General features: G+C 64.0%; 15 protein-coding genes. 14 read left to right on the forward strand and 1 reads right to left on the reverse strand.

The window, feature by feature from the left end; translation table 11 throughout:
* The first annotated feature begins 99 nt into the window (after window positions 1-99).
* From AC1DXN_RS00575 to AC1DXN_RS00635, 13 genes are all read left to right on the forward strand, one after another.
* Window positions 100-2,061 carry an LTA synthase family protein gene (locus AC1DXN_RS00575; RefSeq protein ID WP_477272223.1) on the forward strand — a complete coding sequence of 654 codons (1,962 nt, stop codon included), beginning with the start codon at window positions 100-102 and terminating at the stop codon, window positions 2,059-2,061.
* Window positions 2,062-2,375: 314 nt separating this feature from the next.
* The gene (gene rpsF / locus AC1DXN_RS00580) at window positions 2,376-2,876 is read left to right on the forward strand and encodes a 30S ribosomal protein S6 (protein WP_477272221.1); all 501 of its coding nucleotides are present in this window, start codon (window positions 2,376-2,378) and stop codon (window positions 2,874-2,876) included.
* On the forward strand, window positions 2,876-3,124 hold the full coding sequence (gene rpsR, locus AC1DXN_RS00585) for a 30S ribosomal protein S18 (protein ID WP_006203718.1): 249 nt from the start codon (window positions 2,876-2,878) through the stop codon (window positions 3,122-3,124). Before rpsF ends, rpsR begins: the two co-directional genes overlap by 1 nt.
* A gap of 218 nt (window positions 3,125-3,342) precedes the next feature.
* Window positions 3,343-3,927, forward strand: a complete 585-nt coding sequence (gene rplI, locus AC1DXN_RS00590; RefSeq protein ID WP_477248313.1) for a 50S ribosomal protein L9 — start codon at window positions 3,343-3,345, stop codon at window positions 3,925-3,927.
* Between the two features lie 177 nt (window positions 3,928-4,104).
* A complete protein-coding gene (locus AC1DXN_RS00595; protein WP_477272219.1) occupies window positions 4,105-5,394 on the forward strand; it encodes a class I SAM-dependent methyltransferase in 1,290 nt (429 codons plus the stop codon).
* Window positions 5,395-5,478: 84 nt separating this feature from the next.
* Window positions 5,479-5,802, forward strand: coding sequence for a YnfA family protein (locus tag AC1DXN_RS00600; protein ID WP_477272217.1), 324 nt, complete (start codon window positions 5,479-5,481; stop codon window positions 5,800-5,802).
* A gap of 3 nt (window positions 5,803-5,805) precedes the next feature.
* Entirely contained in the window at window positions 5,806-6,774 is a 969-nt protein-coding gene (locus AC1DXN_RS00605) for a small ribosomal subunit Rsm22 family protein (RefSeq protein ID WP_477272215.1), read from the forward strand.
* A 210-nt stretch (window positions 6,775-6,984) separates the two neighbouring features.
* Window positions 6,985-8,475 (forward strand): replicative DNA helicase, encoded by a 1,491-nt coding sequence (locus AC1DXN_RS00610; RefSeq protein WP_477272213.1) that lies wholly within the window; start codon window positions 6,985-6,987, stop codon window positions 8,473-8,475.
* Between the two features lie 251 nt (window positions 8,476-8,726).
* On the forward strand, window positions 8,727-10,130 hold the full coding sequence (gene radA / locus AC1DXN_RS00615) for a DNA repair protein RadA (RefSeq protein ID WP_477272211.1): 1,404 nt from the start codon (window positions 8,727-8,729) through the stop codon (window positions 10,128-10,130).
* 48 nt (window positions 10,131-10,178) lie between these two features.
* Complete coding sequence (locus AC1DXN_RS00620) at window positions 10,179-10,853, forward strand: CvpA family protein (protein ID WP_477272210.1); 675 nt, start codon at window positions 10,179-10,181, stop codon at window positions 10,851-10,853.
* 129 nt (window positions 10,854-10,982) lie between these two features.
* Window positions 10,983-12,464, forward strand: a complete 1,482-nt coding sequence (gene purF, locus AC1DXN_RS00625; protein WP_477248327.1) for an amidophosphoribosyltransferase — start codon at window positions 10,983-10,985, stop codon at window positions 12,462-12,464.
* 48 nt (window positions 12,465-12,512) lie between these two features.
* The gene (locus AC1DXN_RS00630) at window positions 12,513-13,268 is read left to right on the forward strand and encodes an SDR family NAD(P)-dependent oxidoreductase (protein ID WP_477248329.1); all 756 of its coding nucleotides are present in this window, start codon (window positions 12,513-12,515) and stop codon (window positions 13,266-13,268) included.
* 134 nt (window positions 13,269-13,402) lie between these two features.
* A complete protein-coding gene (locus tag AC1DXN_RS00635) occupies window positions 13,403-13,624 on the forward strand; it encodes a hypothetical protein (protein ID WP_477248331.1) in 222 nt (73 codons plus the stop codon).
* Between the two features lie 207 nt (window positions 13,625-13,831).
* Here the strand turns inward: AC1DXN_RS00635 and AC1DXN_RS00640 are convergent, their stop codons facing one another.
* Window positions 13,832-14,338 (reverse strand): OsmC family protein, encoded by a 507-nt coding sequence (locus AC1DXN_RS00640; RefSeq protein WP_477272208.1) that lies wholly within the window; start codon window positions 14,336-14,338, stop codon window positions 13,832-13,834.
* A gap of 308 nt (window positions 14,339-14,646) precedes the next feature.
* Here AC1DXN_RS00640 and AC1DXN_RS00645 point away from each other — a divergent pair, with 308 nt between their 5' ends.
* A complete protein-coding gene (locus AC1DXN_RS00645; RefSeq protein WP_477272206.1) occupies window positions 14,647-15,555 on the forward strand; it encodes a DMT family transporter in 909 nt (302 codons plus the stop codon).
* Window positions 15,556-15,592 lie beyond the last annotated feature (37 nt).

The raw sequence follows: 15,592 nt of genomic DNA on the forward strand, positions 1-15,592 counted from the left end.
GGCGATCACTCATGATGAAAACCGAACACGATTCGTTTGCTGGCTCTTCTCATTTTCGCCACAGGCGCTAGCTTTGCGTGACAGTTCGATGACAATTCGATGACGCATTTGTTGCGGGCCGGGGATTTTAAGGTGGCAAACCGTATGAAGCGCGCTGGCAAGGCCGCGCCGCAGTTTCTGGAAGGCGATCCGTCCACCGGCTATCTGCCGGGCCGGAAATGGCCTGTCATCCGCTATGGGCTGCTCAGCCTGCTCGCGTCCGCAATCCTGGTTTTCGCAATCGAACTGATCGTGCGCGGCGACTTCATGGGCACGGTCGGCTTCTTCCTGCAGCCGTTCAAGCCGGGCTGGACCACCATCATCATCTTCGCGCTGATCCTCATCGGCCTCGATGCCGTGCTCGGCCGCAGCCACCAGAGCCTGATGATCGTCGCGCCGCTGACGTTGGCGCTGGCGTTTGTCGGCCACCAGAAGTCGCTCTATCTCGGCGACCCGCTCTATCCCACCGACTTCCTCTACTCCCGCCAGATCGTGGCGCTGATGCCGCTTCTGGTGCGTGATCGCCCGGGAACCGCCATCATGATGGCGGTTGGCATCGTCGGCGGGCTGTCGCTGCTGGTCTATGGCTGGCGGCTATGGCGCCGCCGGGTGCCGGCGCTCAGCCACAAGGGCCGGCTCGCCCGACTGACGCTGACCGTGCCGCTGCTCGCCTTCGTCGTCTCGATCATGGACTATGCCACTTTCTCGTGGACCCGCGACCGGCTGCAGATCATCCCGATTATGTGGGACCAGAAGGAAAACTACGCCTCCAACGGCTTTGCGCTCGCCTTCGCGCTCAACGTGCCGATGGCCCATGTCTCGGCGCCGGCGGGCTACTCCGAAAAGGCGATCGCGGCGATCGACAGATCCGACGTGACGGCGTCGGTGCCGGCAGAGAAGCCCGACATCATCATCGTCATGAGCGAATCCTTCTGGGATCCGACCAAACTGCCCGGCGTCACCATCACGCCCGACCCGATCCCCAATGTGCGGGCACTGCGCTCCGGCTATATGTTCTCGCCCGAATTCGGCGGCATGACCGCCAACATCGAGTTCGAAGCGCTGACCGGCTTTTCCAACGCCTTCCTGCCGGCCGGCAGCATTCCCTACCAGCAATATGTACGCACCCCGACGCCTTCGCTGGCGACGTTCCTGAAAAGCGAGGGCTACAGGGCGCGCGCCATCCATCCCGGCACCAACTGGTTCTGGAACCGCGGTGCTGTCTATGCCGATTTCGGTTTCAACGACTTCAAGTCGGAAGAGAACCTGCCTTATCTGGAAAAGCGCGGCCCCCTGGCCTCCGACGCGGCGATGACCGACGAGATCATTCGCGAGGCCGACGCCAGCGACGATCCGGTGTTCTTCTTCGCCGTCAGCCTGCAGAACCATGGCCCCTACGAGCCGCATCGCTATTACAATCCGACCCACAAGGTCGACGCGCGGATCAGCCCGTGGGCGCGTGAATCGCTGCTAAGCTATGCCGAAGGCTCCGCCGACGCCGACCGCGGCCTCGAGCGGCTGATCGAATGGGCGAAGAAGCGCGACCGGCCGACCGTCATCGCCTTTTTCGGCGACCATCTGCCGCCGCTCGGGCCGGTCTATGTCGAGACCGGGTTCCTCAAGGACAATGTCGCGCCGCGCAAGGAACCGTCGGCCGAGGCGGCGCTCGAGCATCACCAGACGCCGCTGATCCTGTGGTCGAACCGGACGGGTCCGGCCGAAGACATGGGCGCGGTCAGCCCAGCCTTCCTGCCCTACCATATCCTGACCATGGCCGGCATCAGCCACCCCTACTACACCGGCTTCCTCGGCGCCTTGCGCGAGCACTACCGTGTCGTCGACCGCAATCTGCTGTTGACGCCGGCGGGCGACGCCACGCCCGACTGGGCACGGCAGAAGACGATCGATCCGGCGATCAACGATTTCCGCCTGCTGCAATACGACATGATGTTCGGCAAACGCCACGCAGCCCCCGACTTCTTCCCCGAAACGGTCGACAAGCTCGTCGCTCATACGAGCTGAACGCCGGCGTTTTTCGGCCCTGCGACGCCAAGGATGCTGCCTGCAACGCTGCTTGTGCTTGCCTTCCAGCCGGATTGCTGTATAGACGCCCGCAATCTGCCGGTCCTTGCTGGGGGCTGAACGGAGGGCCGGAGGTTTTATCCAAAACCTTCGTGTGAAGCCAGAAGCGCTTCCGCCTCCCGTGTCTCCGCTCTCGACCGTCTCGAAATGCTCCTTTCTTCCCCGCCCCCTTTTGGGATCAGCGGGTCAGAGAAGTTGCAGAGGCTTTTGCCGCCGGGAACCGGGAGAGAAACGAAGAAAGGCACTGAACCACTATGGCTCTATACGAACATGTGTTTCTTGCCCGGCAGGACCTCTCGCAGCAGCAGGTCGATGCGCTTGTCGAACAGTACAAGGGTGTCATCTCCGCGAATGGCGGGTCCGTCGGCCGGGTCGAGAACTGGGGACTGAAGTCCCTCACCTACCGGGTCAACAAGAACCGGAAGGCATACTACACGCTTATGGACCTCACCTGCCCGCCGGCCGCGCTCAACGAGATGGAGCGCCAGATGGGCCTGTCCGAGGACGTGCTGCGTTTCCTGACTGTCAAGGTCGAGGCGCATGAGGAAGGCCCGTCGGCCATGATGCAGAAGCGCGAAGAGCGCTCGGAACGCGGCGGCTTCGGCGACCGCGACCGTGGCGATCGTGGTCCGCGCTCGTTCGGCGACCGTGATCGCGGCGACCGTGGCGATCGTCCGCCGCGCTCGTTCGGCGACGCTGGTGCCGATCGTGGTCCGCGCCGTCCGCGCGAAGGCTTTGAAGGGGGTGCAGAATAATGGTCGACATCAATCAGATCCCGACCCGGCGCCCGTTCCACCGCCGCCGCAAGACCTGCCCGTTCTCCGGCGCCAACGCGCCCAAGATCGACTACAAGGACGTGCGTCTGCTGCAGCGCTACATTTCCGAGCGCGGCAAGATCGTGCCGTCGCGCATCACCGCCGTCAGCCAGAAGAAGCAGCGCGAGCTCGCCAAGGCGATCAAGCGCGCCCGCTTCCTCGGCCTGCTGCCATACGTGGTTCGCTAAGACTTTCGAGCGGGCGGTTCGCCGCCCGCTTTTTTCTCCCACGGCGACGGGCGCCGCAGGGTTTCTCTTCAAATCCCGGGTTGAGGTCAAAGACCTCTAACTGCCGCGACAGGCAGGACAGCGACACCAGCGCCAAAGGCGCTAGAAGCTTCCTGACCTGTTCCAAACAATTCGGCGTCGATCCCATGGATTGGCACCCAAACTGAAGGAACAAAACCATGGAAGTCATTCTTCTCGAACGCGTTTCCCGCCTCGGCCAGATGGGCGATACCGTCAAGGTCAAGGACGGGTTCGCCCGCAATTTCCTGCTGCCGCAGGGCAAGGCGCTGCGCGCCAACGAGGCCAACAAGAAGAAGTTCGAGGGACAGCGCGCCCAGCTTGAAGCCCGCAACCTCGAGCGCAAGTCGGAAGCCTTGCAGGTTTCGGAAAAGCTCGACGGCAAGAGCTTCATCGCCGTGCGTTCGGCTGGTGAAACCGGCCAGCTCTACGGTTCGGTGTCGACCCGCGACATCGCCGATCTGCTGACGGCTGGCGGCTTCTCGGTCAACCGCAACCAGATCCTGCTCAACCAGCCGATCAAGACCATCGGCCTGACCAATGTGGCGATCGCGCTGCATCCGGAAGTCGAAGTCACCATCACGCTCAACATCGCCCGCACGGCCGACGAAGCCGAGCGCCAGGCCAAGGGCGAGACGCTGACCACCGCCGAAGCCATCTATGGCGACGACATCAACGACAACGCCCGTCCGGAAAACTTCTTCGACCCGAACACCGAGTTCGAAGGCGGCGAAGAGAACGCCTGATCAAGCATGAGGAAGCGCCAGACCGGCGCTCCCTCATCACTTTGTCGGCATCCAGCCTTTGTGGACCAATGCCCGGGCCTCTCGCCCGGGCATTTTGTGCCAAGCGGAACTTTTCGAAACCCTATATATTGGTGCAGAATTTAGACAGGCTGTCTGACCGAAAGGGGACAATTGGTCATGAATATTCTGCTCAAGCGCGTTCTCGATCGCCTAGTGCGCACAGGCAGTCTCAAGGTCACCGGGCCGAGAGGCTCGACGGTGGTGTTCGGCGACGGCAGTGGCGAGATGGTGCACATGCACATCAAGACGGCGCATGCCGAGCGCGCAATCACCTTCGACCCGATGCTGGCGGTGCCGGAAGCCTATATGGACGGCGAGCTCGACATAATCGAGGGCGGCGTCCTGGGCGTGATGCGCATCGCCTTCCAGAACATGGGCAGCGGCGGCATCGACGCCACCTGGGCGAAGGCGATCGAAGGCCTGCGCCACGCCTTCCGCCGCCTGCAGCAGATCAACACCGCGACGCGGGCGCGCCGCAACGTGCAGCGCCACTATGATCTGTCGGGGGATCTCTACCGGCTCTTCCTCGACGAGGACATGCAGTATTCCTGCGCCTATTTCGAGCAGCCGGACATGACGCTCGACGAGGCGCAGGCGGCCAAGAAGCGCCATATCGCCGCCAAGCTTCGGCTGAGGGCCGGGCAGACGGTGCTCGACATCGGCTCCGGCTGGGGCGGACTTGGCCTCTTCCTGGCAAAATCCTTCGACGTCGACGTGCAAGGCGTGACGTTGTCGACCGAACAGCACGGCGTCGCCACCGACCGCGCTCATGCGCAAGGCCTGGAAAACCGCGTGCATTTCGAACTAAAGGACTACCGCGAGCTCAACGAGCGTTTTGACCGCATCGTCTCGGTCGGCATGTTCGAACATGTCGGCGTCAACCACTACCGCACCTTCTTCGACAAATCGGCGACGCTGCTGAAGCCGGACGGCGTCATGCTGCTGCACACGATCGGCCGCTCCGGCGTGCCGTGGGCAACCAGCGCCTTCATCCGCAAATACATCTTCCCGGGCGGCTACATCCCCTCGCTCTCCGAAGTGATGCCAGCAATCGAGAAGTCGGGCCTCATCGTCACCGATGTCGAGATCCTGCGGCTGCACTATGCCGACACGCTGAAGCACTGGAGCCAGCGCTTTGCCGCCAACCGCGACAAGGCCAAGGCGATCTATGACGAGCGCTTCTGCCGCATGTGGGAGTTCTACCTGGCCGCCTCGGAAGCCGCCTTCCGCTGGCAGGATTTGGTGATCTTCCAGATCCAGATCGCCAAGACGAACGATACGCTGCCGATGGCCCGCGACTACATGGCCAAATGCGAAAAGGCGCTGGAAATGCGCGAGATCGGGCATCGCCAGCAGCAGCCGGTCGCCAAGCCGGCCCGCCGCCGCAAGGTGGCGGATCAGGAATAGGCCGCCGAGGCAAGCAATCGGCCATTGTTCTTGCCATTGCCCGCCCAACCATGAAAAAGGTCTCGTTATCGCGAGACCTTTTTCATGACCTATCTCCTCTACGTCGTTGCCGCGCTGGCCGAGATCGCCGGCTGTTTTTCGTTCTGGGCGTGGTGGCGGCTGGAGAATTCGCCGCTATGGCTGTTGCCCGGCCTCGTCTTGCTGGCCCTATTCGCCTTCCTGCTGGCACTGGTCGACACGTCAGCAGCCGGCCGCGCCTATGCCGCCTATGGCGGCATCTACATTGCCGCGTCGCTGGCCTGGCTTTGGCTGGTCGAAGGCGTGCGTCCCGATCGCTGGGACCTTGCTGGGGCCACGCTCTGCATTGTCGGCGCCTCGGTCCTCCTGCTCGCACCTCGAGGCGCCTGAACGATGGAGTTGCCTGCCCCACTGCGACAAGGCGTCGAGCGCATTCTCGAAAAGGTGCCGTTGCCGGTCCTCAAGCAAGCGGCAAAGACGCTTTCGGACCGCTACCGCGCCGAACTGCGCGACGGCCGCCTGCACATGGCGGAGCACATGGCGGTGAAAGCCTATCTGGCGACGCGGCTGCCGGCGACCTATGCCGCCGTCCGCGCCAGCCTCGACGCGCTGAGCGCAGCACGGCCGGACTATGCGCCAAAGAGCCTGCTCGACGTCGGCGCCGGCCCCGGCACGGTGCTTTGGGCTGCGACCGATCTCTGGCCTGACCTCGAACAGGCAGTGCTGCTGGAAGCCAGTGCCGCGGTGCGCAAAGTCGGCGAGACCCTTGCCGCGGACGCGATGACCACCAAAGTCGCCTGGCTGGCCGGCGACGTCACCATCGACCTTGCCGATCTCAAGCTGGCCGAACTGGTCACTTGCGCCTACGTGCTCGACGAGATCCCGCCGGCGTCATTGCCCAAACTCGTCGACCGGCTGTGGCAGCTGACCGCCGATACGCTGTTGATCGTCGAGCCGGGCACGCCGGCCGGCTGGCAGCGCATCCTTGCCGTGCGCCGGCAGCTGATCGAGGCCGGCGCGCATGTGCTAGCCCCATGCCCGCATGACGCGCCCTGCCCTGTCAGCCCGCCCGACTGGTGCCACTTCGCCCGCCGTGTCGCCCGCTCGCGCCTGCACCGGCTGGCCAAGGACGCCGACGTGCCGTGGGAGGACGAGAAGTTCATCTACGTCGCCGCCTCGCGGCAGCCCGCGTCCTCACACCCCGCGCGCGTGATCGCACCGCCGAAATCGGGTTCCGGCAAGGTCTTGCTGAAACTTTGCCAGCCGGACAGCAGCGCTGACGAGAAACTGTTCACCAAGCGCGATGGCGAGACGTTCAAACGCGCGCGACGCCTAGACTGGGGCGATGCGCTGCCCGAATAAGCCATAGATGTGGATTTTCTTGTTTTGTTCTCCTTCGAGAAACGCTACGCTCCCCAACTCGATTCGAGTCAATGGCGATTCTTTCCACCGAAATATCTTGGCTGTGAATCGCGGGCATCAACGCTGATTGGACGCGAGTGATGCATATAAGTCAGCACCGGATTTTTCGCGTTCTGATATCGAGAAGCCGGGATCGAAATCGGGGACATCATGGCTGAGGCAGCGCGCAAATTCGGCGTGGCGGAAACACCGCTCTATCGCGAGGCGCCGAACAACATCGAGGCCGAGCAGGCGCTACTCGGCGCCATCCTCGTCAACAACGATGCCTTCTACCGCGTCTCCGACTTTTTGAAGTCCGGCCATTTCTACGAACCGCTGCATCGCAGGATATTCGAGGTCGCGGCCGAGCTCATCCGCATGGGCAAGGTGGCGACGCCGATCACGCTGAAAACCTTCCTGCCGGCCGACGAGAAGGTCGGCGAGATGACGGTGGCGCAATATGTCGTGCGCCTCGCCGTCGAGGCCGTCACCGTCGTCAACGCCACCGACTATGGCCGCGCCATCTACGATCTGGCGACGCGGCGCGCGCTGATCACCGTCGGCGAGGACATGGTCAACATCGCCTATGACGCGCCGGTCGACATGTCACCGTCCGAACAGATCGAGGATGCCGAGCGGCGCCTGTTCGAACTGGCCGAGACCGGGCGTTACGATGGCGGCTTCGAAAGTTTCACCGATGCGGTCAAGACCGCCGTCGACATGGCCAATGCCGCCTATATGCGCGACGGCCATCTTTCGGGCCTCGCCACCGGCATGCGCGATCTCGACCGCCGCATGGGTGGCCTGCAGGCGTCGGATCTGATCATCATTGCCGGCCGCCCGGGCATGGGCAAGACATCGCTCGCCACCAACATCGCCTTCAACATCGCCGAGATGTATCAGCCGGCGCAGCAGGCCGACGGTTCGTTCAAGGCCGCCAATGGCGGCGTCGTCGGCTTCTTCTCGCTGGAAATGTCGTCTGAGCAGCTCGCCACCCGCATCATTTCCGAACAGACGGAAATTTCGTCGTCAAAAATCCGCCGCGGCGAGATTTCCGAGATGGATTTCGAAAAGCTGGTCGCCTGTTCACAGACCATGCAGAAGATTCCGCTGTTCATCGACCAGACCGGCGGTATTTCCATCGCGCAGCTGTCGGCCCGCGCGCGTCGCCTGAAACGCCAGCGTGGCCTCGACCTCATCGTCATCGACTATATCCAGCTGATGCAGGGTTCCAGTGCCAAGTCCTCGCAGAACCGCGTGCAGGAAATCACCGAGATCACCACCGGGCTGAAGGCGCTGGCCAAGGAACTCTCAGTGCCGATCATCGCGCTGTCGCAGCTGTCGCGTCAGGTCGAAAGCCGCGAAGACAAGCGCCCGCAGCTCTCCGACCTGCGTGAATCCGGTTCGATCGAGCAGGACGCCGATGTGGTGATGTTCGTCTATCGCGAGGAATACTATCTGAAGAACCGCGAGCCGAAGCCCGGCACCGACGAATACATCAAATGGGAACACGAGATGAACGAGATGCGCGGCAAGGCGGAAGTCATCGTCGCCAAGCAGCGCCACGGCCCGACCGGTTCGGTCAGCCTTGCCTTCCAGGGCGAGTTCACCCGCTTCTCCGACCTGGCCGAAGAGCATCATTTGCCGGATCGGTTTGAGTAGGCGCTTGGCGGGCGTCGAGACAAAGATGCGGGACGGCAGCGCTCTACGGCGCCCCCCTCTGTCCTGCCGGACATCTCCCCCACGAGAGGGGAGATCGGACTGCGCGTCGGGTTTCGCCAATTTTCAACGTTGCAGAAAAGAGCGCCGCCGCGGGCGACTGCCAATCTCCCCCCTCGTGGGGGAGATGTCCGGCAGGACAGAGGGGGGCGCGAAGGATCACGACGCTCGCCAATTGGCGGGAAGGTAGCAGCTTGGCAAAATCCCGCGTGCAGTTCATCTGCCAGAATTGCGGCTCGGTGCATCAGCGCTGGGCCGGCAAATGCGATGCCTGCGGCGAGTGGAACACACTGGTCGAGGAAGGCACCTCGGGTGGCATCGGTTCGGGTCCGGCCAACACGCGCAACGCCCGCAAAGGCCGCGCCGTTGTGCTGACCACGTTGTCGGGCGACATTGAGGATGCGCCGCGCATTATCTCCGGCATCGGCGAACTCGACCGCGCCACCGGCGGCGGGTTCGTGCGCGGCTCGGCCCTTCTGGTCGGCGGCGATCCTGGCATTGGCAAGTCGACGCTTTTGACCCAGGCTGCCGCCGCACTCGCTGCAAAAGGCCACCGCATCGTTTATGTCTCGGGCGAAGAGGCGGTCGCCCAGATCAGGCTGCGGGCGCAGCGGCTCGGCGTCGCCGACACACCGGTCGAACTCGCCGCCGAGACCAATGTCGAGGACATCCTGGCGACAATAGCCGACGGCAAGCGGCCGGACCTGGTGATCCTCGATTCGATCCAGACGCTGTGGACCGACATGGCCGATTCGGCGCCCGGCACCGTCACCCAGGTGCGCGCCTCCGCCCAGGCGATGATCCGCTATGCGAAATCCACAGGGGCGGCGATCGTGCTGGTCGGCCATGTCACCAAGGAAGGTCAGATCGCGGGTCCTCGCGTCGTCGAGCACATGGTCGACGCGGTGCTCTATTTCGAGGGCGAAGGCGGCCACCACTACCGCATCCTGCGCACGGTGAAGAACCGGTTCGGGCCGACCGATGAGATCGGCGTCTTCGAAATGTCGGACAAGGGCCTGCGCGAGGTCGCCAACCCGTCCGAGCTTTTCCTCGGCGAACGCCATGCGAAATCGCCGGGTGCCGCGGTTTTCGCCGGCATGGAAGGCACCAGGCCGGTGCTGGTCGAGATCCAGGCGCTGGTGGCACCGTCGTCGCTGGGCACACCGCGCCGCGCCGTCGTCGGCTGGGACGGCGCCCGGCTGTCGATGATCCTGGCGGTGCTCGAAGCCCATTGCGGGGTGCGTTTCGGCACCCATGACGTCTATCTGAACGTCGCCGGTGGCTACCGGATTACCGAGCCCGCCGCCGATCTCGCGGTCGCGGCGGCACTGGTTTCCTCGCTCACCGGTCTTGCCCTTCCCGCCGATTGCGTCTATTTCGGCGAAATCAGCCTTTCGGGGGCCGTGAGACCGGTGGCGCATGCGCTACAGCGCCTCAAGGAAGCCGAAAAGCTGGGTTTCGCAAGCGCGGTTCTGCCCTTGGGCAGCGAGGAACTTGCCGGGGGGATAGGGGCCGGCGCTTTCCAGCCCACCGAGCTTGCCGATCTCGTGGCGCGCATAGCCGGCTCACGGCGCAGCCGTGTCGACGAGGAAGAGTGACGCGGCTCGCCCGAGTCGTGAAAAAGAAATCGGAGTGGGGCGAAAGACATGCCGATTACGCTGCTTGACGGAATTCTTGTCGGCTTCACCCTGGTTTCGGCGATGCTCGCCATGGTTCGCGGCTTTTCACGCGAGATCCTGTCCGTCATCTCCTGGGCAGCGGCGGCAGCGGCGGCGTTCTTCTTCTACAAGCCGGTGCTGCCCTACATCCAGCCCTATGTCGACAACGACAAGATCGCCATGGCGGCTGCCGCCGGCGTCGTCTTCGTCATCGCGCTGATCGTCGTTTCCGTCATCACCATGAAGCTCGCCGACTGGATCATCGATTCCAGGATCGGCGCGCTCGACCGCACGCTCGGCTTCCTCTACGGCGCGGCGCGCGGCATCCTGGTGGTTGCAGTGGCGCTGTTGTTCTTCAACTGGCTGGCCGGCGCCAAGGCTCCGGCCTGGATCGCCAACGCCAAGTCGAAGCCGCTGCTGGAATCGATCGGCGCCAAGCTCGAAAGCCTGCTGCCGGAAGATCCGGAAAACGCCATCCTCAAGAAGCTCAATCCGAATCAGCCGGCCGCGCCGGAGACGCCCCCTGCAGCCGACGCGCCGGCCGCGGATGCGCCGGCAGCCGGCGACGATGCCGATGCGCCGGCGCCTGACGACAGCGAGACCGACGCGCCTCCGGCCGAAAATGCACCGGCCGCTCCGGCCCCGGCTGCGCCGGCAAACTGACTTTTGGGCAAGGTGGCGCCTGCCAGACGGCGCCATCTCGCGACTGACGATCATGTGAACGGCGCACAGCATGCGTTGCTTTCGACGCACTATCACCTTATATGGCGATTTTAGCGGAGCTTGAGCCCCATGGCAGTTTCGAAGGCAGACGCAGACGACGTGCTTTCCGCCGAAGCCGACGACCATTTTCATGACGAATGCGGCGTGTTCGGCATTTTCGGCCGACAGGATGCTGCGGCGATCGTCACGCTTGGCCTCCATGCGCTGCAACATCGCGGCCAGGAAGCTGCCGGCATCGTTTCCTACGACGGCACCCAATTCCATGTTGAACGCCATGTCGGCCTGATCGGCGACACGTTTACCAAGCAGCGCGTCATCGACAGCCTGCAAGGCAACCGCGCCATCGGCCACACGCGCTACGCCACCACCGGCGGCGCCGGCCTGCGCAACATCCAGCCCTTTTTCGCCGAACTTGCCGATGGCGGCTTCGCCGTCGCCCATAACGGCAATTTGACCAACGCCATGACCGTACAGCGCGCGTTGCAGAAGCAGGGTGCGATCTTTTCGTCGACCTCCGACACCGAGACGCTGCTGCATCTGGTTGCCACCAGCAAGGAGCGCGACCTGAATTCGCGCTTCATCGATGCGGTGCGCCAGGTCGAAGGCGCCTTCTCGCTGGTGGCAATGACGTCCAAGAAGATGATCGGCTGCCGCGATCCTCTCGGCATCCGCCCGCTGGTGCTCGGCGATCTCGACGGCGCCTGGATCCTGGCCTCCGAAACCTGCGCACTCGACATCATCGGCGCGCGGTTCGTGCGCGACCTGAAGCCGGGCGAGATGGTCGTCGTCACCAGCAAGGGCATAGAAAGCCTGTTCCCGTTCGAGCCGCAGAAGACCCGTTTCTGCATCTTCGAATATGTCTATTTCGCACGCCCGGATTCGTCGGTCGAAGGCCGCAACGTCTATGAGGTGCGCAAGCGCATCGGCGCCGAGCTGGCGCAGGAAAGCCCTGTCGAGGCCGACATCGTCGTGCCGGTGCCGGATTCCGGCACGCCGGCGGCGATCGGCTTCAGCCAGGCCGCGGGCATCCCCTTCGAGCTTGGCATCATCCGCAACCACTATGTCGGCCGTACCTTCATCCAGCCGGGCGATTCGATCCGCCATATGGGCGTCAAGCTCAAGCACAACGCCAACCGTCGCATGATCGAGGGCAAGCGCGTGGTGCTGGTCGACGACTCGATCGTGCGCGGCACCACCAGCCAGAAGATCGTGCAGATGGTGCGCGACGCCGGCGCCAAGGAAGTGCATATGCGCATCGCCTCGCCGCCGACGCGCGCTTCCTGTTTCTACGGCGTCGACACGCCGGAGAAGTCGAAGCTTCTGGCCTCGCGCATGTCGATCGAGGAGATGGCTGAGTTCATCCGCGTCGATTCGCTCGGTTTCCTCAGCATCGACGGGCTCTACCGCGCCGTCGGCGAGGCGGGCCGCGACAATGAGCAGCCGCAATTCTGCGACGCCTGCTTCACCGGTCAGTACCCGACGCGCCTGCTCGACTTCGAAGGCCACGACAATGTGCGCACTCTGTCGCTGCTGGCGACGAGCGGGGCATAGGATTGCCGGACGGCCATTTTCCCTAGTCAGATTTCCGGAATCCATCGCATGACCCTCGACCTTTCCGGCCGCGTTGCGGTCGTCACCGGCGCCTCGCGTGGCATCGGCTACTTCATCGCCAAGGAGCTTGCGGCCGCCGGCGCGCACGTTATTGCGGTCGCCCGAACGGTCGGCGGGCTGGAAGAGCTCGACGACCAGATCAAGGCCGAACGCGCGAAGACCGGCAAGGGCGAGGCGACGCTGGTGCCGCTCGACCTCGCCGACATGGCTGGCATCGACCGGTTGGGCGGCGCCATCCATGAGCGCTGGGGCAAGCTCGACATCCTCGTCGCCAATGCCAGCGTGCTCGGCGTCATCTCGCCGATCGGCCATGTCGAGGCAAAAACCTTCGAGAAGGTGATGACCATCAACGTCACCTCGACATGGCGGCTGATCCGCTCGGTCGACCCGCTTCTGCGGCTCTCCGATGCGGGCCGCGCGATCCTACTGTCTGCCAATTCAGCTCATTCCGCGCGCGCCTTCTGGGCGCCCTATGCGGCCTCGAAGGCGGCGGTCGAGACCATGATGCGCTCTTGGGCGCATGAGACGGAAAACCTGCCGCTCAGGGTCAACGCCGCTGACCCCGGCCCCACCCGCACGGCGATGCGCGCGCAAGCCGTGCCCGGCGAAGACCCGGAGACGCTGCCGCATCCATCCGAAATCGCCAAACGCATCGTGCCGCTGGCCAGCCCGGACCTGAAAGAGACCGGGCTGATCTTCCAAGCCAAGCACAACCGGTTCGTCGCCTACCGGCAGCCAGAATAGGCCAGCTTTGGGGTGCCAGACATCACGGGGCTGTGATGTCATCGTGGAAGGCTGCGCGACGGCCACGCTTTCGCCATCGGTGCGAAGTTGATAGGATCAACCCGACTCCCACAACAAGCAAGCGAGGAATTCCCATGGCTGCTCCGAGCGTAGCGTTGGTCTGGTATCTGGTGATCGCCGGGCCGCAAGGCGGCATGGTGGTGCTGCCCAGCACCTTCGACACCCGCGAACAGTGCACCAACGCCGTCACCGAATATCAGAAGCAGCCGACGCCGGCCGGGTGGGCGGTGAACTGCGTGCCGAGCGCCTCGCCATTCACCGACGAGGGTGATGCGGAAGAGCCGGCGGCGCAGTAATTCATATCTCCCCCCTTGAGGGGGTTGAGAAGCGGTTCGCGTAGCGGACGGAAAGCCAATTGCTTGGCTTTCCGAGCGACGAAAGCCGGCAGGCCAGAGGGGTCGGTTCGACCGGGCTCGATCTCCTGTGGCAGATGGAGGTTGGCGCTTTACGCGCAACGCCCCCCTCTGTCGCCTTGGGCGACATCTCCCCCTCAAGGGGGGAGATCAGCGGCGCGCACTCACCGTCAATTCCGGCTTGGTGTTGATGGTCTGGAACACCACGCAATAGCGTTCGGTCAGCTTGATCAGCGCGTCGATGCGCTCCTGCGGCTCATCGGTGTCGAGGCCGAAATTCAGCCGGATGGCGCGAAAGCCGACCGGCGCGTCCCTTGCCACGCCCAGCGTGCCGCGAAAGTCGAGATCGCCTTCGGCCTCGACCGTGGCAGCACCCAGTTTGAATTCCAGCGCCGTCGCCACCGCTTTCAGCGTCACGCCGGCGCAAGCCACCAGCGCCTCCAGCAACATGTCGCCCGAACACAGTTCGAACCCGGAGCCGCCGGTTGCCGGATGCAGCCCGGCAATTGCCAGCGCCCTGCCCGTCTCGACCTTGCAGGCGATCGACTGGTCGTCGATCGAGCCTTTGGCCTTTAGCGTGATCAGCGCCCGCGAGGCGTCGTCGCGATAGGCCTCCTTCAGCGGCGCCTGCATGGCTTTCAGCTCGGTGGCGTCCATGTTCAGTCCTTTCCAACAAGTAGCCTTGCATCGCATCCCGACAGCATCATCGCCAGCCCCTGCCCCAACGCAAGCCCGATGCTGGCGCAGCGTTGCGCACGGTTTCGCCCGTATAGCCTGACCAAGCGATGCTGAAGCGGGCGACGTGCCGCGCCGTGAAGTGTTCCTCGGTGCGGCGCTGATCATTGCCGCCGGCCTGCTGATCATCGGCAACGAGCATTTTCGCAAGCGGTTTTAGGCCACCCCTGCTGACTGTATGGTGTCAGGACGGAGCAGCGTAGTCTGGTGACATGACGGGATCGACGAGCATGCCAGCCATCACCGACCCTGCCGCAGAGCGCACGCTGGGCATCATCCTGGTGTCGTCGTCGGCGGCCGTCTTCGGCCTCACCGGTGTCTTGACCAAGTCGATCCGTGCGGAACCGCTGACCATCATCTGCTGGCGCGGCTTCGTGGGCTCGATCCTCGTCGCACTCTATGTGCTGTGGCGGCGACACCGTTCCGGCGGCCGCGAACGCCTGCGGCTGGGCTGGCGCGGCTGGCTGCTGGCGGTGGAAGGGGCGCTGGCCAGCATCGCCTTCATCTCGGCGTTCAAGTTCACCTTCGTCGCCAATGTCGCCATCATCTACGCCACGGTGCCCTTCGTCACCGCGCTGCTTGCCTTCCTGCTGGTCGGCGAGCGGTTCCGCCTGCAGACGCTGGCCGCCGCCGCCGTGTCGCTTTGCGGCGTGGCGATCATGGTGTGGTCGGGCTTCGGCAGCGGCAATCTCTTTGGCGATGGACTGGCGCTGCTGATGACGATCGGCAGCGCGCTCTACATGATCATGGTGCGCGCCTTCCGCGACACGCCGGTGGTGTGGGCCGGCGCGGTGTCGGCGTTCCTTTTGTTCGTGCTCGGCTGGTTCGTCACCGATCCGCTGGCGGTCTCGTCCAGAGATGCCGTGCTGCTTGTCACGTTCGGCGCCTGCTTCGCGCTGTCCTCGATCCTGTGGACGGAGGGCGCGCGGCTCATCCCGGCGGCTGAATCCGGCCTGCTCGGCTCGGCCGAAGTGCCGTTCGCGATCCTGTTTGCCTTCCTGTTCCTGGGCGAGATTGCGCCAGCCGCCAGCCTGATCGGCGGCGCCATTGTGCTGTGCGCGGTGTTCGCGCATGCCGGCCGCGACTGGCTGGTGGCCAGACAGAGAGTGGTCGACACGCAAAGCGCGCATGTTCCCTGAAAAAAATTTTCGAAGTCACGGAACCATCATCAGACTC

It is taken from the genome of Mesorhizobium sp. P2_H9, from assembly GCF_056403215.1.